Genomic DNA, 17,977 nt, shown 5'->3' with positions numbered 1-17,977 from the left:
CCGCACCAGCAACCCCGACGCCCGCAACCACCGCGAAGCCCGCAGAAACAGCAAAAACACTCAACCCACCGACAACACGACGAACACCACTCACGGACATCCAGATCCCTCTCGACAACGGGGCAGACAGGCGTCCAGGACAAGCGTCCGTCTGCTTTCGATGCCGTGACGTTATCCCATTGACTGTAAAGTAACTACGCTTTTCGCAGATTTAGTTCATCGGCGACATCGCCGAACTGCAGTAACAGTGGGCTGAACGTCCCGAACCGCACATCTGGATGCGTTCTTACCTGCGCTAAAGACAAAACAGTCGCCCGAAAATAGCGATTTACAAATCTCTGATATCGGCGTCATATTCGATTTCGGGCGTGATGCCAGAAGGTCGCAGGAGCCTCGAAGATCTCTCTCGGCTACAGGCTTGCGGCCAGAGCCAACTCGACCCGAACAGCAACGTCGACGCTCGCGTTCTCACACGAGAGATACAGCTCGTGCGCGTCCAGTCGACCTATCGCGACCGCATCGGCGACTACTTCGTTGAGCAGGACTTGAGAAATTCCACCGGAAGCGAGGTCGTGCACGGTACGCAAAGGCGTGGTGATGCGGATGGGCCCGATCTGTTCACACTCGTCGTCCGCGAGCGGCAGTCGGTGCAGCGCTACCTGGCGGGTCGGCGCCGCGAGAGGGTGCGCAACGGAGAGGTGAATGAAGCGAGGTTGCAGGTGCCCGAGGCCATGCAGATCTGCAGCACTGTAGTGCGAGACGGTGGCGCTACCGGCGAACCACGTGCACCACTTCGCGAACTCGTCCAAGGCGGTATGTCTGACGCGTTCGAGGCGAAAAAGCCCGCGGCACTCACATGTCCATGTTCCGGATTCCGTCATTTCTTCCATCAACGCCAGACCGAAACCCAGTTCGGATGCCTGGAGAGCCGTGACAAATCCGCACTGTCGCAGCGCCAGCAGCTCGAGTGATTCGTAGTCCGAAGCCATGACCACCTCCGGTGACCGTCGAAAACGCCGTTTCGAACAGACTACGGGCGAGTGTGTCGCGCATCACAGGAATGAGGAAGTGCGTATTCACAGAGTTCGTTCAGACTCGTCGGGAAGAATCTGGCGAATGACTGTCGCAGCGAACAACCCTCGTCCGCGCAACCGAGTGCTCATCATCCTTCTCGTGGTGATCGCCGTACTCGTCGCGGCGCTCGTCGGTGGAGAACTGTACGTACGCAACCAGGTGAAGACCTGCATGGCCGATCAGTTCCAGAGCGAACTGGGATCCCAGGTCGACGTCGGGTTGAGCTGGAAGCCCGTACTCCTGCAGGCAGTCGACAAGAAGGTGCCGTACATCAGCATCGACAGTGACGACTCTTCGTTCGGCCCCGCAACGGGAATGCAGGTTCACGCGAAGGTGAACGACATCAACTTGCAGCCCTCGGCGGGCAACAGCGGCACCATCGGCAGCTCCAGCGCCGACGTCACCTGGTCTACCGCAGGCATTCTCGCCACCTTGCAGGAACAGACCTTCGGCGGGCTCGTCTCCGGCGTCACCGCCGACTCGAGCGCCGGAACACTCGCGTTCGACGTCGGTCCGGTCGGGCTCGCGAAGCTCACGGTCAAGCCCACCGTCACCAACGGTGTGGTCGACGTCCAGACCGTCGGCGCCGAGATTCTCGGATTGGGTCTGCCGACCGATCTGGTCGACGGCATCGTCCAGACACTCACCGACAGCCTGCAGACCTACCCGCTGGACATGAAGCCCACGAAGCTGACCGTCACCGACGACGCTATCCAGATCTCGTTGGAGGGCGGCGCTTACGCCATGCCCGTCGCCGACGCGAACAACCAGAACACCTCGGCGGTTCCGGACAGCTGCGGCCTGCTGACCTAGTCGGCCAGACCGTCCAATACTGCTCGACTTCCGGATAGTCCGAGGCGGGTGGCGCCGGCCGCGATCATGTCGAGCGCTGCCTGCGTCGTACGTATTCCGCCACTGGCCTTGACTCCCACGCCCGGGCCGACCGTCTGCGCCATCAGTGCGACGGCCTCGACCGTCGCTCCACCCGCGGGGTGGAAGCCGGTGGAGGTCTTGACGAAGTTCGCTCCGGCACGCACAGCTGCGCGGCAACATTCGACGATGGCCTCGTCGGACAGCGCTGCGGTTTCGAGGATCACTTTGAGGATCGCACTCTCCCCCATCGCCTCGCGGACGGTGAGGATATCGGCCAACACCGCGCTGTAGTCGCCGGCGACCGCCGCTCCTACGTCGATGACCATGTCGATCTCGGCTGCGCCTTGATCGACGGCCAGTCGCGCTTCAGCACCCTTGACCAGCGAATGATGCTTCCCCGACGGGAATCCGACGACGGCCGCCGTCACAAGTCCCTCGGCGCGAATCGGCAACATCGACGGCGAGACACAGACAGCCAGCACACCGAGGCTGCGTGCTTCGTCGATCAGGGCGGTCACATCGGCCGCGGTGGCTTCGGGTTTGAGGAGAGTGTGGTCCACCATCGCGGCAACCTGGGAACGAGTGAGTGCAGCTTCAGACATGTTGGAAAGCTTGGCACACCACCACGCGACCGTCGCTGCAGCCGCACCTGAGAGACTAGGCCGCATGACCGCTGCACCATCGATCGATGATCGTCGCTATGTTCTGTCCCTCGGCTGCCCCGACACCACGGGCATCGTCGCACGCATCTCGACCTTTCTCACCGACGTCGGTGGATGGATCGTGGAGGCCGCATACCACGCCGATGCCGACACCGGATGGTTCTTCACGCGTCAGGCGGTCCGTGCATCGTCGGTGAGTATGAGCATCGACGAGCTTCGTGAACGGTTCAAAGCTGTTGCGGCCGAGATCGGTCCGGAAACCGAGTGGACTCTTCACGACTCCGGCGCACCCAAGAAGATCGTGTTGCTCGTGAGCAAGGAAGGTCACTGCTTGCATGACCTCCTGGGCCGCGCCGCGGGCGGGGAACTCCCCGCAGAAATCAGCGCCGTCATCGGAAACCACGAAGATCTGCGCAGTGTCACCGAGCGCCACGGGATCGACTTCCACCATGTTCCGTTCGCCAAGGACCCGGCAGAACGGGGACCGTCCTTCGAGAAGGTCCGCGCCCTGGTCGACGCTCACAATCCCGACGCCGTGGTTCTTGCCCGATTCATGCAGGTGCTGCCCGAATCACTGTGCGAGCACTGGGCCGGGCGCGCAATCAACATTCACCACAGCTTCTTGCCGTCGTTCATCGGTGCCCGCCCCTATCACCAGGCGTTCGCCCGCGGCGTGAAGTTGATCGGCGCCACCTGCCACTACGTGACCGCCGAACTTGATGCCGGTCCGATCATCGAGCAGGACGTGATCCGTGTGGACCACGCCGACGATGTCGCCGACATGGTCCGTCAGGGTCGAGACATCGAAAAGCTCGTGCTCTCCCGCGGACTGCGCTGGCACCTCGAGGATCGTGTGCTGGTCCACGGGCGCAAGACGGTCGTCTTCAGCTAGAGCTGCGTTGCGCTAGAGATTGCGCAATCGCACGATTTCCTTGTCGAACTCGTCGATGTTCTCGATCGACGACATGTGACCGACGCCCGGCAACACGATCAACCGTTCGAGGTTGCCGGCGTCGTCGAGGACTTGCGCAAGCTTGCGCGCATGGACCGGCGGAGTGAGCCGATCGAGCGAACCGACGAGCACGGTGGTCGGCACTTCGAGATTGTCGAGTCCCTCGTGAATGTCGAGGGTGCTCAGTGCTGCTCCCCAACCTCCACGGATGCGGGGCTTGCACTCACGAACGATGTTCTCGCAGAACTGAATCTCGGCCTTGGTCGCGTTCGGTGACATCGAGACGTACTGGATCGCCTTCGTCATGGCGCCCGAGGAGACGAACGGAACGGGCGAACTGAGGATGGCGCGGCCCACGGGGACCGGCACGCGAGGGAAACGATTGGGCAGTGGGATGACCGTGGTCTCGGCGATCAACCTTTCGCTCGCGGTGCTCGCGAGCATGACCGCCGACGCGTACTTCTTGACCTCGTCGGGGTGACGTCCCGCCCAGGCGATGATACTCATCCCGCCCATGCTGTGACCGACGATGACGGCCTTCTTGTCCTCGCGAACCGTGGCCGCCAGCACTGCAGAGAGATCGTCGGCAAGGACGTCCGGGCCGAGCGGAAGATTGCCGACGGTGCTGCGGCCATGACCGCGCTGATCGTAGGTGATGACGCGATATTCGCCGGCAAGCGCATTGACCTGCGGGTACCAGAATTCGGTGGAGCACGTCCAGCCGTGACTGAGAACGATCGGATCGCCGTCGACGGGACCGTAAGCCCGGACATTGATGATCGCACCGTCGTCGGTGGTCAGTTCGCTGATGTCAGCTTTGAGAGTCGGAGTCTTCAGGAGTGCATTGGGCTCGACGTCGCTCGAAAGAGTCAACCCACGCGTGGATCGCCGATGACGGATCCCAGCGACGGCCGCGACGAGTGCTCCCACTCCGACGGCGCCTGCCAGTACTCGAAGCTCTGTGGTGCGCGAACGACTGGACATGCATTTACCCCTGACTGCTGCTGACGACAGACGGATGCAATCTATGTGTGACTGCCGTTAACCGACACTATCACTCGAACAACGCCCGTTGTCAGCGTTGGAGAGAAGAGTGGGGCAGCACACCATGAGCCGGGAACCACGGCTCGGAATGAGCGGGAGTGCGGCAAACTACCAGCGAGAACCGCCGTGCTGAATGTCGTCCACCCGCGGGCGAACGTCGACGAGATACACGCACACTGCAACGACCGCGATGATGCCCAGGAGCCCGACAGGGGACGTCGCCAAGAGGATCAACGCCGCGACGATCAGAATTCCCAGCCAGATCGGCTTGGTCAATTTGTTGACCGCGGTGAAAGCGTCAGGACGCTGCCTGACGGCATGAACGATCGCGTAGACAGCACCCACCAAGGCGAGCACTTTGAGTGCGAGAAAGATCAGACCGACTAGCCCATCGACTTGAGTCACAACTACATCCTAAGTTCTCATCCGGTTCCCGACGAACACGAAGGCTCCCACACTCGGCTGAGTGAGGGAGCCTTCGTCAGGTGGAGCTGGGCAAATCAGGCCTTCTTGGCCGGAGCAGCCTTCTTGGCCGGAGCCGGTGCGGCGGCCTTGGCCGGAGCAGCCTTGGCGGGTGCAGCCTTGGCCGGAGCGGCCTTCTTCGCGGCGGTGGTCGCGCGCTCCTGGACGTCGGAAGCAGCAGCGGTCACGCGAGCGGCAGCTTCCTTGGAAGCCTCGTCAGCCTGGTCACCGAGGTCGAGGACCTTCAGTGCAGCCTCGTCGCCTGCGTCGGCGATCTTCTCACCGGCGTCAGAGATCTTCTCGCCGACCTCTTCTGCGGTGTCGGAGATGCGTCCGGCAGCGCGGCCGGCCAGCTTGGCAGCCTGCTCGCCCACGGCGCGCGTCTGACGAGCAACGGTTCCGAGTGCGTCTTCGGTCAGCTCGACGGCGTCGCCGAGTGCCGACTCTGCAGCAGCGATGCCTTCTTCGACTGCGGGCTGCTTGCGGATGCGCTCGACTGCGTCTTCGCCACGTTCTGCGAGGGAGTTGTACAGATCTCCGGCAACCTTGAGGTATGCCTCGGCGACCTTGCGGAGTTCCTCGGGTGAGAACTTCTCGCGCAGCTCGGCAAGCTCTTCGGGCAGCTCGGACGGCAGGCCGGCGAGACGCTCGCGCAGCGCATCGACGCTCTCGGCAACGTCACCCTGGACGGAAGCGAGCTTCTCGCGAGCACCGTCGACACGGCCGTTGACATCGCCCTGGGTGTTCTCGGCGCGCTCACGAACCTGAGCAACTACATCGGCCACGGCCTGGACAACCAGGTCGCCTGCGCCGACGGCGGCGTAGAGCGAGGTCTTGACGCTGTCGATGGCGTTCTTGTCAGTCATCTTGTTCTCCTAGTGAAGTCTCGGTGTCTGGAATTGCGGCCGATTCAGCGAAATCGGGCGCTGCGGCTGGTCTTGACGACTCGTTCTCGCGACAGAACGAGTCGTAGATTTCGAGCAGTACTTGCTTCTGCCGTTCGTTGATGGCCGTCTCGGCCAACACCGCGTCCCTGATGGGACTGTGCGGGCGTTGCTCGAGATATCCCGCTTGGACGTACAGCACTTCTGATGAGACTCGAAGGCCCTTGGCGATTTGCGCCAGTACGTCCGCCGACGGTTTGCGCAATCCGCGTTCGATCTGACTCAGATACGGATTGCTGACGCCGGCGAGTTGAGCGAGTTGGCGCATCGAAACTTGGGCGGCTTCCCGCTGTGCACGAATGAACCCCCCGATGTCGTGTGCCGCAGAGCTGACGACGCGAGCTGCCAAGTCGCTTGCTCCGGCTGCGGCACCGGATGATTCACGATCTCCGTCATCGGAGTTCGTCGACTTCGCTGGCATTGCGTCCTCCCTTTCCAGTGGACATTTCCCAGGATAGGAGAGGGTGCTAACTATTGCAAGCACTACTGCTAGCACTCGTGGTGGACGTCACATACCGGACAGCTCAGCCGAAGATGAGCGTCGAAATCGTGTAGATCAGCAGTCCGGCGATCGAGCCGACAACGGTGCCGTTGATACGGATGAACTGAAGATCTCGACCGACCTGCAACTCGATCTTCTGGCTCGCTTCGTCGGCGTCCCACCGCTCGACGGTGTCACTGATGACTCCAGTGATCTCGTCGGTGTAGTTCTCCGCGATGTACTTGGTGCCCTGCACCAGCCAGCCGTCGACCTTCTCACGCATGGACTCGTCGTCACGCAGCCTGACTCCGAAGCCGGCGACGTTCTCGGCGACCTTGGTCCGCAGGGTGCTGTTCGGATCGTCGACGGACTCCATGATGAGCCGCTTGGCAACCTGCCATGTCGACGACGCCAGACCCGTCACTTCCTCGCGACCCATGATCTCGGCCTTGATCCCCTCGGCCTTCTTGATGGTCTCCGGGTCGTTCTGCAGATCATCGGCGAAGTCGATCAGGAAGCGGTTGGCGGCGAGGCGTACCTCGTGCTCGGGGTTGGAACGGACCTTCCAGGTGAACTCGACGAGTTCCTTGTATATCTTCTCCCCCAGCATTGCGTCGACGAACTTCGGCGACCACGCGGGCGAATCGCGAACGATCACACGATCGATCGTCTCCTGGCTGCCGAGAGCCCACTGATGTGCCCGCTCGGCAAGCAATTCGATGATCGGCAGTTGCTTGTTGTCCTTGAGAAGTTCACCGAGCACTCGGCCGATCGGCGGTCCCCACATGGGCTCGGCCAGCCGCTTCACGATCGTGTTGTCGATGATCTGGGCGATGTCCTCGTCGCGAAGAACCTCGACCATGCCGCGCAATACCGTCGACGTCTCGGCGGCGACGCGAGCGGCGTTGGCAGGTTCGGCCATCCACGTGCCGAGCCGCAGCGGAATCTGCGCCTGCTGCACCTTGGCCGACACAACCTCGGGAGCCAGGAAGTTTTGACCGACGAATGAGCTCAGGCTGGCTCCGAGCTGGTCTTTCTTACGCTTGATGATGGCAGTGTGCGGGATGGGAAGCCCCATCGGATGACGGAAGAGCGCGGTGACGGCAAACCAGTCGGCAAGCGCGCCGACCATGCCTGCCTCGGACGCGGCCCGGACGTACCCGACCCACTCTCCGGCGCCGCGGGATTCCTGCCAACGGCAGAAGATGTAGACCACCGTCGCGAAGCCCAGAAGGCCAGTAGCGAAGACCTTCATCTTGCGAAGGTCCCGACGCTTGGCGGCGTCGTCGAAGGCGGAGAGGCTCAGTTGCTGCACCCTCGCCATTGTGCCGAAAGGTGTGACGCGGCGTAGCGCGAGTGACACGAAGTCCGATTCTGCAGGACCTAATCCCCCGAACTGCGGATGTGAGTGCCCGAGATAAAGGCGCGGACATTAAGCTGGACCGGAAAGTAGACCGATCGGACGTGGCTCGCACCACAGATATGAGATGACTCGTGGCCAAGAATGCCGTGCAGGACAACGAGCAGGTAGACGGCCCAGTCGTTGCTGATGCGAAGCCCGAGAAATCCGACGGTCGGAAGCGTCGTTGGCGTGAGCACAAGATCGCTCGCCGCGAGGAACTCGTCGACGGCACCATCGCCGCCATCCGCGCGCGCGGCCGTGAGATCGGCATGGACGAGATCGCGTCCGAGATCGGTGTCTCCAAGACCGTGCTCTACCGATACTTCGCCGACAAGAGCGACCTCACGACCGCCACGATGATGCGGTACGTCGAGACCATCCTGTCGCCGCGTATCTACGAAGCGATCAGTGGCGATCTCGACGATTTCGAACTCACCCAGGCGAGCATCACCGCATACGTCGAGACGGTGGCATCCGACCCCGACATCTACCTCTACGTCATGGCCAACGGCGCCGGCGCCAACCGCGACGTCGTTGCCGATTCCGAGCGCATGATCGCCGAATTGCTCTCCACGGTGTTGGGCAATCGTCTTCGCGAGATGGAGATGGATTCCGGCGGTTCGCTGCCGTGGGCGTTCGGGATCGTGGGCGGAATTCAGCTCGCGACGCACTGGTGGATCTCCAACAAGTCGATGTCCGCGGAATCGCTGATCGACTACCTCACGATGATGACGTGGGGCGGCATCACCGGCATAGCGGCGGTCAACGGATCACCGGCCAAGTTCAAGTCGGTTCCGCATCCCCTCGTCAAGCCTGCCGAGGACTGACTCGCCCGAGACCGAACTTTCGAGCCGCCGGGCGCGATCCTGTGGCACTCTTTCGGCATGGCACAAGACTCGCTGTGGGAAACACCGGCCGCCAAGACCCTGCGGGCGGAGCCCGGGTTCGAACTCGATCAACTCGATCGCAACAGCACTCCGGGATTCACCGGAAACAAAGCTGACGGCGAACGTCTGCTCGAGGAGCGCGGCGCGGTTCTGTCCGACCTGCAGGAGTTGCTGTACGCCAACGGCCGGTCAGGGGACAGTCGTTCAGTCCTGCTGGTTCTGCAAGGAATGGACACCGCAGGCAAGGGCGGCATGGTCCGACACGTGATCGGTCACGTGGATCCTTCGGGAGTTCAGCACGCGGCCTTCGGCGTCCCGACCGAAGAGGAAAAGCAACATCACTACCTTTGGCGGATCAAGAAGGAACTCCCCCGCGGCGGCTATCTCGGTGTGTTCGATCGCTCCCACTACGAGGACGTCCTGGTAGTGCGCGTCCACGATCTTGTCCCGGAGGATGTCTGGAGCAAGCGCTACGACGAGATCAACCAGTTCGAAAAGGAACTCGTCGACGCCGGAACCACTATCGTGAAAGTCGCGATGTTCGTCTCGCTCGACGAGCAGAAGAAGCGACTCGAAGAACGTCTCGACCGCCCGGACAAGTATTGGAAGTACAACCCCGGCGACGTGACCGAACGCGGTTTGTGGCCTGCATATCAACAGGCTTATCAGGCAATGCTCGACAAGACGTCGACCGAGCACGCGCCGTGGTACGTCGTGCCGTGTGATCGGAAGTGGTACAGCCGCATTGCGGTCACGGAGCTACTGATCGACGCTCTGGAAAAGCTCGATCTCGACTGGCCCCCTGCCGACTTCGACATCGAGGCGGAGAAGGCACGACTCGCACAGTCTTGATCAGAAGCAGGCCTGATCAGAACAGGTGTGGGGATTCGCGGTGCACTTTGTGGTCGTGACGCACAGTACTGGCGTACAGGGCTACCGCGAGGCCGATGCACGCGACGCCGGCGAGGCCGGCGATCAATGCCCAACCACCCTGGCCTGAACCTGCCGCCACCAGAAAACTGCCGAGGCAGACCACTGTGGCCAGCACCAGGAAATACGACGCCCACGCGGCAAAGAGATTGAGCTTCATCGTTCGCTCCTCCGGTCGGATCTCTTTCGTTTCGACCGTACGCCGGAGCATGACGGTCGACAAGACACCGCCGTCGCGAGGTTTCCCGACGTCTACGCCGGGTAGCCGAATTACATGGACATCGGAACTCTTTATCGCGGAATCGAATCCGCTCGCGGACTGGACGGTCCGTCCACTGGCCTCAGGCGCAGAATCCTCGAGATCACGGAGCGATCCGACCGATCGCGCACTGTCGCCGCACTTCTCCGCGGCGCCGCCGTCGGGCATCCCATCCATCCTGCTCTCGTGACCATTCCCGCGGGCGCGTGGACGGCTTCGTTGGTCTTCGATGTTCTAGGCGATCCGCAGACTGCACGACGGCTGATCGGGCTCGGATTGGTTTCGACTCCGCCGGCTTTGCTGACGGGATGGCTGGACTGGTCCGAACGTGGCGACGTCGCACGCCGAGTGGGGCTGGTGCACGCGGCGTCGAATGCAGTGGGGATCTGGTCTTTTGCGGCGTCGTACAGGCTACGCGGAAAGGACTCACTCGCGCTGGCGCGAGTGCTGTCGGTGCTGGGGCTCACCGCGGTCGGTGTCGGTGGCGCGCTCGGTGGTCACATCGTTTTCAAGCTCATGGACGATCCGGCCGTCGAGGCTGCAGCGACTCCGGTTCTCGATCCCATCCTCGATGTAGTCAACTGAGCCGATCGGACCTCGATACTGTTCAGGCGTAAGCACTTCCGGAGTAGCTCCGCAGTTCTCGCGCGGTCTCGTCCGAATCCGCCAATGGTCTGTTCATGACCCAGTGTGGGCTGCGCGTGCCCAGTGTCGCGGCAAAATCGGCGACGGCGTCCGGGGTCGGCACTGCGTGTTCGCCCAGATATCCGAGAACGATGAGGTCCTCCCCTGATCTGGTCTCCACGGCCAGGGCCCAACCGCACGTCTCCTCCCACAGCAAAGCCACCTCGCGCCCGGGGAAACGCGGCACAGTTCGGTCCAATGCGATGTAAGCCTCCAGAGGGTGCTCTCGCCTGCAACACCACTGCTCGATGCCGGCCCCCACACCGACCGCCACCCGTTGTACGTACCGCTCGAACCCGAGTCCGACGGTTGCGTCGACCAGCATTTGTTCTGTCATCGAACCTCACTCCTCGCCATCGTGTTTGGAATGTGCCCAGCGCTGACCGCGTCGAAACCCGGTTCAGATCACGGACTCCGGGTATCCCCAGACGAACCGATCAAGTGGAGAGGGGACCCGATGAAGTACTCGCCCGCTATGGCTCCCGGACGAATGCTGAAGATCTCCATGGTGTCGGTGAACGCCGATCCACTCGCACCGGTGGGCTGCTCGGCAGCCGGTGCACAGAACCTGCACGTCGACGAACTGTCTGCCGCCTTGGTTCGTGCCGGACACGACGTCACCGTCTTCACCAGGCGTGCCCACGTCGGTGGGCCGGACCGCGTTCGCGCCCGCGCCGGGTACTCCGTCGACTATCTCGAGGCCGGCCCGACGCAGGCTCTTCCGGATGCCGACATCCTCCCTCACCTGGGAACCTTTGCCAGCATTCTGCGCGCTCAGTGGAGTACCGACCGACCCGATGTGGTGCACTCGCACTTCTGGATGTCCGGTGTGGCAACGGAACTCGCGACCCGATCGCTCGGCATCCCCGTACTTCAGACATTCCATTCCCTGGGATCTGCGGCGCACCGCCACCTCGGAGCAGCCGACGACAGCCCCTCGGAGCGGACTCACCTGGAACCGTTGATCGCCAGGGGCGCAACCCATGTCATCGCGACCAGTTCGGACGAAATCTTCGATCTGGTCCGGCAGGGATCACCGCGATCACGGACCACGATGGTGCCCTCGGGCGTGGACACCGAAGCATTCACCCCGGAGGGACCCGCCGCGAAGAAAACCGCACCGCATCGATTGATCTGCGTCGGAAGACTGGTGGAGCAGAAGGGCTTCGATGTTGCCGTCGCCGCGCTGGCTTCGCTGCCGGATACGGAGTTGGTGGTGATCGGCGGGCCACCCGTGGCGCAACTGAGCACCGACGAAGTGGCGATCCGCTTGGTCAAGCTCGCCGAGCGCCTCGGCGTCGCAGATCGCGTCCAATTGTTGGGACGGGTTCCGCACCGCCAACTACCGAAACTGATGCGATCGGCCGACGCCCTCGTGTGCACCCCTCGATACGAACCGTTCGGAATCGCGGCACTGGAAGCAATGGCGTGCGGAGTTCCCGTAGTCGCGACTCCTGTTGGCGGACTGCGGGATACGGTGATCGACGGACTCACCGGGCGTCGGGTCCCGGTCAACAACCCGGTGGAAACCGCGCGCGCAGTCCGCCATCTTCTCGACGACGAGGACGAAGGCGCGGCGTTTGCACGGCAGAGCCGGGCCCGAGCGTGCGAATCGTATTCGTGGGATCACGTCGCCACCGAAGTGGTCCGCACCTACGGCCGCTGCGTCACAGCACCGCCGAGAGCCCGCCAACACAAGGGCACTCACCGAAGTGAAGTGCACTGACGCTGACGGGCTCTACGAAACTGAATTCACGAAGGTGATTTCACGTAGCGTGGACTGAAACTGCGTGATCAAGCGGGGAAACGTCGGGTCTCTTCGAGTCCGATTGCATGATCGAGCGACTCGTAGCAGGCAAACATCGACTCCTGACCAGCTGCTTTGAGCAACCTTTGCACCGGGCGGGCGCAGACGAGCGCGAGTGTGCCGCCCACGTCGCGTGATCGCGTCGACAGGACCGACAGTACGGACAAGCCGCACGTCCCCATGAATTCGAGTTCGGATAGATCGACGACCAGCGTCCGGTCCGCGGCCACGTGGTACGTCAAGAAGTCACGAAAAGCATTGGCGCTCATCAGATCGATCTCACCACGAACTTTGATCACAGCGGTGTGTGCACTGATGCGGTGCGCGTGAAACGATGCGGTAGCTGTCCCGGTCGCGGGAGGTCCGTAGTCTACCGATCCCTTCGCCGCGTTCGTAAAGCCTGAAATAGATGATCCTGGAACAACAGTCATGGTTCTCCCATCCCGCAACGGTTTACACTCTGCAAAAGAGAAGGGACCTCCGAAGGAGACGCACGATGAACGGGTCTCCAGAAATACGGATAAATCCCTCATCGGCTGTGTGCTCAACCTCGGTTTGAAACAGTACGCCAGCATGACGGACGTCACAAGTGCGTTGCGACCATTCGTTTCGGTGTTCCGAACAAAAATGTGGTTTGGTCTGCGGTTCCGCGAGGTAATCCGATGTTGCGATCGCCAACGGTCGTGAGCAGAATCGTGTCGTTTACCCCGGCACCACCATCGACCAAATTTCGTGTTCGGGGGTCACTGTGAAGGTCGGGATGGGTATCGTTCTCGGCACCAGACTTCACCGCGACCCCTGGTACGACGATCCGGAGAACTTATGGCACACCTCAGCGCACTCGAGCCCGATCAGGATCAGACTCAGCCAGTTGTGGAGTTGAGGATTCAAGCGACTCTCGATCAGCTGTCGATTTTGCGTGCACTGGCCGCCACCGTTGCCATTCAGGAAAACTTCGACCTCGACGCCATCGCCGACATCAAACTGGCCATGGACGAAATCTGTACGCATCTGATCGTTCGCGCTGCGCCTGATTCGGTTCTGGTGTGTCGGTTCGTCTTCACGCCGCCGCAATTGCACGTGTCCGTGTCCACGACGACCACGGAGTACGAGGACAGCAGTCAGCGTTCGTTCGGGTGGCACATCCTCACCGAACTCACCGATTCGATTTCGCTCGACCAGGAAGAGAACCTCGGCGGCGTCGGCTACATCACCACCATGAAGTTCACCAAGGCCCTCAGCGGGCGCCTGTGACCGCTTCCGCAGACGGCCCGTCACGCCCGCGTCGGCGGTCCACCGACGAATATCGGGACGTAATACCAGTTTTCGAGGAACTGCGGACCCTCGAGCCCCACAGCCCGGAGTACGAACGAGTGCGCACTGCACTCATCACCAGATGCCTACCGTTGGCCGAGCACATTGCCAGACGATTCGACGGTCGTGGCGAGGCACACGACGATCTGGTTCAGGTGGCGCGTCTCGGTCTGGTCAACGCCGTCGACCGTTTCGATTCCACGCGCGGATCCGATTTCGTCTCGTTCGCAGTTCCCACCGTGATGGGCGAGGTTCGACGACACTTCCGCGACACCGGTTGGGCATTGCGGGTTCCCCGCCGGATGAAGGAGTTGCACTTCCAACTCGGGCAGGCCATCAGCGAGCTGTCACAACAGCTCGGGCACGCGCCGACCGTCGACGAGTTGGCCGAGACGTTGGGGATCGAACGCGAAGAAGTTGCCCAGGCCTTGATCGCCGGCAACGCGTATCAGACGGTCTCGGTCGACGGTGCCGCGTCCAATCACACCGACGATCTCCCACTCGTGGAGACACTCGGTGACTACGACGCAGCTCTCGAGAACGTCGAGAATCACGAGGCGTTGCGTCCGCTTCTCGACAAGCTGCCCGAGCGAGAGCGGACGGTGTTGATGCTCAGATTCTTCGGAAATCTGACGCAGACACAGATCGCCGAGAAAGTCGGTGTGTCCCAGATGCACGTGTCGAGGTTGCTCGCGAAGACATTGAGTAATCTTCGCGAGCAACTCGACTGAGCTCCGCGAACAATTCGACTGAGCAGGACCGAGCGGGTCAGATTGTTGCGGTGTCGATCACGAATCGGTATCGAACGTCGCTCTTGATCACGCGCTCGTAAGCGTCGTTGATGTCGCTCGCCGGGATCAGTTCGATTTCTGCGCCGATGCCGTGCTCGGCGCAGAAGTCGAGCATCTCCTGTGTCTGCGGGATACCGCCGACCATGGAGCCGGCGAGGCTACGACGGTTTGCGGCGAGCGAGAATGCTCGAACTTCGATCGGCTTCTCGGGCAGGCCGAGTTCGACGAGAGTGCCGTTGATGGCGAGCAAGGACATGTAGGCGTCGATGTCGAGGTTGACCGAGACCGTGTTGAGGATCAGGTCGAACTCGCCACGAAGAGCCTTGAACGTCTCACGGTCGTTGGTCGCGTAGTAGTGATCGGCACCGAGACGAAGGCCGTCTTCCTTCTTGCCGAGCGTCTGGCTCAGGACGGTGACTTCCGCGCCGAGCGCCTTGGCGATCTTCACACCGACGTGACCGAGGCCGCCGAACCCGATGATGGCGACCTTCTTGCCGGGGCCGGCATTCCAGTGCCGCAGCGGTGAGTACAAGGTGATGCCCGCGCACAGGAGCGGCGCTGCAACGTCGAGTTCGATGCCCTCCGGGATCGAGAGCACGAAGTGCTCGGTGACGACGATGTGCGTCGAGTAGCCACCCTGAGTGCGCTCGCCGTCGCGGCCGGTGGCGTTGTACGTACCCGTCACACCCTTGCGGCAGTACTGCTCTTCACCGGCGGTGCAGGCGTCGCACTCCCCGCACGAGTCGACGAAGCAGCCGACGCCCACTCGGTCGCCGACCTTGTGCTTGGTGACATCGGACCCCACGGCGGCGACGACGCCGGCGATTTCGTGTCCGGGGACGATCGGGTACTTCGCTCCGCCCCACTCGTTGCGAGCGGTGTGGATGTCGGAATGGCAGATGCCGGCAAATTTGATGTCGATGAGAATGTCCAGTGGACCGAGCTCGCGGCGTTCGACAGTGGTCTTCTCGAGGGGACCGTCAGCGGACGTCGCGGCATAAGCAGCAGCAGTAACCATGCACACATGCCTACCCGTGCATGGAGGGACCTGCAACTCGCAGGCCCCTCCATGACTTGTTCTTTACGTGACTTACCCGGCGTCGCGCTCGGCTTGCTCGGCCCGACGACGCAGGCGCCTCGCGGCCGCAACCATATTGCGCAGCGAAGGCTCGAGTTGCCACGGATGGCGGGTCTTGAGGCCGCCGTCCGGGTTTGCCCACAAGCGATCGAGAGAGATCGATTCGCTTGCCTCAGTGAGCAATTCGTCGAGTTCGTCGATGTCGGGAATCCGAGCCGAGCGAGATTCGTAGACACCGGGGCCGACGCCGTGCGTGAGCGCGCCTTCCTTGAGTGCTTCGAGAACCCACGTGATGGAGCGGGTCGCGACGATAGCCGTCACATCGGCGTCCAACCGTTCGATGGCGTCGACCACCGACGACCGAGCGGAGTACGTCAAATGTGTGTGGATCTGTGTTTCCGGCTTCGCTCCACCTGTTGCCAGACGGAACGCGTCGACGGCCCACTCCAGGTAGGCCTCCCGGCCGTCCTCACGCAGTGGCAGCAGTTCACGAATTGCCGGTTCGTCCACCTGGATGATGGCGATTCCGGCAGCTTCGAGATCCGCGATTTCGTCTCGAATGACAAGTGCCAGTTGCTCTGCCGTTTCGTAGAGCGGCTGATCCTGGCGAACGAACGAACGGGCGATCATGGTGACCGGACCCGTCAGCATGCCCTTGACCGGCTTGTCGGTCAGCGACTGCGCGTACGCAATCCACTCGACCGTCATCGGCTTCGGACGTGCGATGTCGCCGTAGAGAATCGGCGGACGCGTGCACCGAGATCCGTAGGCCTGAACCCAACCGTTGTGCGTGAAGGCATAGCCCTCGAGCAGTTCGGCGAAGTACTGGACCATGTCGTTGCGCTCGTGCTCGCCGTGCACGAAAACATCGAGACCGATGTCCTCTTGCAGACGGATTGTGCGCTCGATCTCTTCCTGGATGCGCTTGTAGTAGTCGTCCCACTCCAAACGCCCCTGGCCGAGTTCGTAACGAGCCTGGCGAATCGCGTCGGTCTGCGGGAACGAACCCAGTGTCTGGGCCGGCACCAACGGCAGATTCAACCGTTCCTGCTGAGCCTTACGACGCTCCTCGTACGGTGCACGCACACGATCTTCGGGCTTGATCGCGTTCACCCGAGCACGGACAGCGTGCTTGAGCTTGAAGTGCACCTTCGTCGGACGCTTACGCCACTTGTCCGAAGGACCTTCGGTGAGCGCCTTCGCCAGTGAGACGACTTCGCCGACCTTCTGCTTCGCAAAAGCCAGACGGTCTGCGACGTCTCCCGGAATGTCGTACTCGGAGAGCACGTCGTACGGCACGTGCAGCAGCGACGACGACGTGGAGACGACGAGGTCAGGCACAACGTCTTTGAGTTCGTTCAGGTACGTCAAGGTGTTGAACCGGTCGACGCGCCAGACGTTGCGACCGTCGACGACGCCCGCGTAGATGCGCTTGCGCCTGATGTTCGGCACCGCGGCCAGTTCCTCGGCCGTGATCTTGCCGTGCACCAAGTCCAGACCGAAGGCTTCGATCTTGGTGGGCGCCAAGATGTTGAGGGCTTCGCCGAACTTGCCGTACGGACCCGTCACCAACAGGCGCGGGCGCAGCGGGGCCGTCGAAAGCTTCTCGTACGCACGTCCCAGAGCGGCTAGCTCCTCGGGGGTGCGATCCTCGGTGACCGAAGGCTCGTCCAACTGGACACAGGTCGCACCGGCCTTGGCGAGCTGCTCGAAGAGCTTCTCGTACTCGGGCAGGAGCGCGTCCAACAGGTCGAGCGGGGTGAAGTTCGGATCGGACTTCTCGGTGGCAGGTCCGACCTTCGAAAGCAGAAGCAGCGAGACGGGCCCCATGATGACGGGGCGCAATTCGATGCCGCGCGCCTTCGCACGTTCGAACTCGTCGAGAAGTGCATCCGAGTTGAGCGAGAACACCGTGTTCGCGTCGATCTCGGGCTGACGGTAGTAGTAGTTCGTACCGAAGAAGCGCACCAGCTCGAGAGGCGGGAAGTCCGGGCGGCCGCGGGCCATCGTGAAGTAGAAATCGAGCGGCTCGAGGGCGCCCTCGAGCGGCTTGAACCGCTCCGGCACTGCGCCGAAGAGCAGCGCATTGTCGAGCACGTGATCGTAGAAGGAGAAGGTGTTGCCGGGAACCTGGCTCAATCCCGTCGCAGCCAATTCGCTCCAGGTCGATTCCTGGAGTTCCTTGGCGACCGCGAGAAGTGCGTCCTTGTCCGAAGTGCCGTGCCAGTAGGACTCGAGGGCGCGCTTGAGCTCACGGCGCGGCCCGATGCGCGGATACCCCAGGACGCTGGAGCCGAATGCTGCAGTGCTGCTGGACATGCGGTCGACCTTTC

General features: G+C 62.2%; 20 protein-coding genes. 8 read left to right on the top strand and 12 right to left on the bottom strand.

Annotation, left to right across the window (positions count from 1 at the left end):
- Window positions 1-410: 410 nt before the first annotated feature.
- The gene (locus QRN54_RS06000; RefSeq protein ID WP_003941523.1) at window positions 411-989 is read right to left on the bottom strand and encodes a type IV toxin-antitoxin system AbiEi family antitoxin domain-containing protein; all 579 of its coding nucleotides are present in this window, start codon (window positions 987-989) and stop codon (window positions 411-413) included.
- Window positions 990-1,116: 127 nt separating this feature from the next.
- Between QRN54_RS06000 and QRN54_RS05995 the strand changes: the two genes are divergently transcribed.
- Window positions 1,117-1,887 (top strand): LmeA family phospholipid-binding protein, encoded by a 771-nt coding sequence (locus QRN54_RS05995; RefSeq protein ID WP_007735358.1) that lies wholly within the window; start codon window positions 1,117-1,119, stop codon window positions 1,885-1,887.
- Here the strand turns inward: QRN54_RS05995 and deoC are convergent.
- Complete coding sequence (gene deoC / locus QRN54_RS05990) at window positions 1,884-2,549, bottom strand: deoxyribose-phosphate aldolase (protein WP_047268935.1); 666 nt, start codon at window positions 2,547-2,549, stop codon at window positions 1,884-1,886. The genes QRN54_RS05995 and deoC overlap by 4 nt on opposite strands.
- A 64-nt stretch (window positions 2,550-2,613) precedes the next feature.
- On the opposite strand from deoC, the gene purU reads away from it, so the two are divergent.
- A complete protein-coding gene (purU, locus tag QRN54_RS05985) occupies window positions 2,614-3,501 on the top strand; it encodes a formyltetrahydrofolate deformylase (protein ID WP_003941509.1) in 888 nt (295 codons plus the stop codon).
- A gap of 12 nt (window positions 3,502-3,513) precedes the next feature.
- On the opposite strand, the gene QRN54_RS05980 is transcribed toward purU, so the two are convergent.
- The 5 genes from QRN54_RS05980 to QRN54_RS05960 form a co-directional block, all read right to left on the bottom strand.
- On the bottom strand, window positions 3,514-4,545 hold the full coding sequence (locus QRN54_RS05980; protein WP_021333908.1) for an alpha/beta fold hydrolase: 1,032 nt from the start codon (window positions 4,543-4,545) through the stop codon (window positions 3,514-3,516).
- Window positions 4,546-4,713: 168 nt separating this feature from the next.
- Window positions 4,714-5,010 (bottom strand): DUF2516 family protein, encoded by a 297-nt coding sequence (locus QRN54_RS05975; RefSeq protein ID WP_003941505.1) that lies wholly within the window; start codon window positions 5,008-5,010, stop codon window positions 4,714-4,716.
- A gap of 95 nt (window positions 5,011-5,105) precedes the next feature.
- On the bottom strand, window positions 5,106-5,933 hold the full coding sequence (locus QRN54_RS05970) for a heparin-binding hemagglutinin (protein ID WP_285181737.1): 828 nt from the start codon (window positions 5,931-5,933) through the stop codon (window positions 5,106-5,108).
- Window positions 5,926-6,432 carry a helix-turn-helix domain-containing protein gene (locus QRN54_RS05965; RefSeq protein WP_003941483.1) on the bottom strand — a complete coding sequence of 169 codons (507 nt, stop codon included), beginning with the start codon at window positions 6,430-6,432 and terminating at the stop codon, window positions 5,926-5,928. The genes QRN54_RS05970 and QRN54_RS05965 overlap by 8 nt, the downstream gene beginning before the upstream one ends.
- 103 nt (window positions 6,433-6,535) lie before the next feature.
- Complete coding sequence (locus QRN54_RS05960; RefSeq protein ID WP_020968906.1) at window positions 6,536-7,816, bottom strand: DUF445 domain-containing protein; 1,281 nt, start codon at window positions 7,814-7,816, stop codon at window positions 6,536-6,538.
- Between the two features lie 170 nt (window positions 7,817-7,986).
- On the opposite strand from QRN54_RS05960, the gene QRN54_RS05955 reads away from it, so the two are divergent.
- Together QRN54_RS05955 and QRN54_RS05950 are read left to right on the top strand one after the other, a co-directional pair.
- A complete protein-coding gene (locus tag QRN54_RS05955; protein ID WP_003941527.1) occupies window positions 7,987-8,721 on the top strand; it encodes a TetR/AcrR family transcriptional regulator in 735 nt (244 codons plus the stop codon).
- A gap of 57 nt (window positions 8,722-8,778) precedes the next feature.
- Entirely contained in the window at window positions 8,779-9,633 is an 855-nt protein-coding gene (locus QRN54_RS05950) for a polyphosphate kinase 2 family protein (RefSeq protein WP_054827968.1), read from the top strand.
- A gap of 16 nt (window positions 9,634-9,649) precedes the next feature.
- Here the strand turns inward: QRN54_RS05950 and QRN54_RS05945 are convergent, their stop codons facing one another.
- Entirely contained in the window at window positions 9,650-9,871 is a 222-nt protein-coding gene (locus QRN54_RS05945) for a hypothetical protein (RefSeq protein ID WP_039973486.1), read from the bottom strand.
- Between the two features lie 114 nt (window positions 9,872-9,985).
- Here QRN54_RS05945 and QRN54_RS05940 point away from each other — a divergent pair, with 114 nt between their 5' ends.
- On the top strand, window positions 9,986-10,555 hold the full coding sequence (locus tag QRN54_RS05940; RefSeq protein WP_003941554.1) for a DUF2231 domain-containing protein: 570 nt from the start codon (window positions 9,986-9,988) through the stop codon (window positions 10,553-10,555).
- 22 nt (window positions 10,556-10,577) lie between these two features.
- Here the strand turns inward: QRN54_RS05940 and QRN54_RS05935 are convergent, their stop codons facing one another.
- Entirely contained in the window at window positions 10,578-10,991 is a 414-nt protein-coding gene (locus QRN54_RS05935) for a DUF6292 family protein (protein WP_003941464.1), read from the bottom strand.
- A 120-nt stretch (window positions 10,992-11,111) separates the two neighbouring features.
- On the opposite strand from QRN54_RS05935, the gene QRN54_RS05930 reads away from it, so the two are divergent.
- Window positions 11,112-12,380: a glycosyltransferase gene (locus QRN54_RS05930; RefSeq protein WP_003941555.1), complete on the top strand. Its 1,269-nt coding sequence runs from the start codon at window positions 11,112-11,114 to the stop codon at window positions 12,378-12,380.
- 68 nt (window positions 12,381-12,448) lie between these two features.
- On the opposite strand, the gene QRN54_RS05925 is transcribed toward QRN54_RS05930, so the two are convergent.
- Complete coding sequence (locus QRN54_RS05925) at window positions 12,449-12,892, bottom strand: STAS domain-containing protein (RefSeq protein WP_007735372.1); 444 nt, start codon at window positions 12,890-12,892, stop codon at window positions 12,449-12,451.
- 391 nt (window positions 12,893-13,283) lie between these two features.
- On the opposite strand from QRN54_RS05925, the gene QRN54_RS05920 reads away from it, so the two are divergent.
- Together QRN54_RS05920 and QRN54_RS05915 are read left to right on the top strand one after the other, a co-directional pair.
- Entirely contained in the window at window positions 13,284-13,715 is a 432-nt protein-coding gene (locus QRN54_RS05920; protein WP_003941553.1) for an ATP-binding protein, read from the top strand.
- Complete coding sequence (locus QRN54_RS05915) at window positions 13,712-14,506, top strand: RNA polymerase sigma factor SigF (protein WP_003941515.1); 795 nt, start codon at window positions 13,712-13,714, stop codon at window positions 14,504-14,506. Before QRN54_RS05920 ends, QRN54_RS05915 begins: the two co-directional genes overlap by 4 nt.
- 37 nt (window positions 14,507-14,543) lie before the next feature.
- On the opposite strand, the gene QRN54_RS05910 is transcribed toward QRN54_RS05915, so the two are convergent.
- Window positions 14,544-15,584 (bottom strand): NAD(P)-dependent alcohol dehydrogenase, encoded by a 1,041-nt coding sequence (locus tag QRN54_RS05910; protein WP_042452947.1) that lies wholly within the window; start codon window positions 15,582-15,584, stop codon window positions 14,544-14,546.
- A gap of 72 nt (window positions 15,585-15,656) precedes the next feature.
- Window positions 15,657-17,963, bottom strand: a complete 2,307-nt coding sequence (gene metE, locus QRN54_RS05905; RefSeq protein WP_054825602.1) for a 5-methyltetrahydropteroyltriglutamate--homocysteine S-methyltransferase — start codon at window positions 17,961-17,963, stop codon at window positions 15,657-15,659.
- Between the last annotated feature and the right edge of the window lie 14 nt (window positions 17,964-17,977).

Source organism: Rhodococcus sp. MEB032, from assembly GCF_030208925.1.
Classification (GTDB): domain Bacteria; phylum Actinomycetota; class Actinomycetes; order Mycobacteriales; family Mycobacteriaceae; genus Rhodococcus_F; species Rhodococcus_F qingshengii.
This window is presented reverse-complemented; position numbering and strand designations above follow the sequence as displayed.

Coding starts and splice junctions, on each gene's coding strand:
- QRN54_RS05910 (WP_042452947.1), bottom strand. CDS start 15,584: ATGGTTACTGCTGCTGCTTATGCCGCGACGTCCGCTGACGGTCCCCTC.
- deoC (WP_047268935.1), bottom strand. CDS start 2,549: ATGTCTGAAGCTGCACTCACTCGTTCCCAGGTTGCCGCGATGGTGGAC.
- QRN54_RS05930 (WP_003941555.1), top strand. CDS start 11,112: ATGAAGTACTCGCCCGCTATGGCTCCCGGACGAATGCTGAAGATCTCC.
- metE (WP_054825602.1), bottom strand. CDS start 17,963: ATGTCCAGCAGCACTGCAGCATTCGGCTCCAGCGTCCTGGGGTATCCG.
- QRN54_RS05965 (WP_003941483.1), bottom strand. CDS start 6,432: ATGCCAGCGAAGTCGACGAACTCCGATGACGGAGATCGTGAATCATCC.
- QRN54_RS05950 (WP_054827968.1), top strand. CDS start 8,779: ATGGCACAAGACTCGCTGTGGGAAACACCGGCCGCCAAGACCCTGCGG.
- QRN54_RS05945 (WP_039973486.1), bottom strand. CDS start 9,871: ATGAAGCTCAATCTCTTTGCCGCGTGGGCGTCGTATTTCCTGGTGCTG.
- QRN54_RS05925 (WP_007735372.1), bottom strand. CDS start 12,892: ATGACTGTTGTTCCAGGATCATCTATTTCAGGCTTTACGAACGCGGCG.
- purU (WP_003941509.1), top strand. CDS start 2,614: ATGACCGCTGCACCATCGATCGATGATCGTCGCTATGTTCTGTCCCTC.
- QRN54_RS05995 (WP_007735358.1), top strand. CDS start 1,117: ATGACTGTCGCAGCGAACAACCCTCGTCCGCGCAACCGAGTGCTCATC.
- QRN54_RS05980 (WP_021333908.1), bottom strand. CDS start 4,545: ATGTCCAGTCGTTCGCGCACCACAGAGCTTCGAGTACTGGCAGGCGCC.
- QRN54_RS05920 (WP_003941553.1), top strand. CDS start 13,284: ATGGCACACCTCAGCGCACTCGAGCCCGATCAGGATCAGACTCAGCCA.
- QRN54_RS05940 (WP_003941554.1), top strand. CDS start 9,986: ATGGACATCGGAACTCTTTATCGCGGAATCGAATCCGCTCGCGGACTG.
- QRN54_RS05960 (WP_020968906.1), bottom strand. CDS start 7,816: ATGGCGAGGGTGCAGCAACTGAGCCTCTCCGCCTTCGACGACGCCGCC.
- QRN54_RS05935 (WP_003941464.1), bottom strand. CDS start 10,991: ATGACAGAACAAATGCTGGTCGACGCAACCGTCGGACTCGGGTTCGAG.
- QRN54_RS06000 (WP_003941523.1), bottom strand. CDS start 989: ATGGCTTCGGACTACGAATCACTCGAGCTGCTGGCGCTGCGACAGTGC.
- QRN54_RS05970 (WP_285181737.1), bottom strand. CDS start 5,933: ATGACTGACAAGAACGCCATCGACAGCGTCAAGACCTCGCTCTACGCC.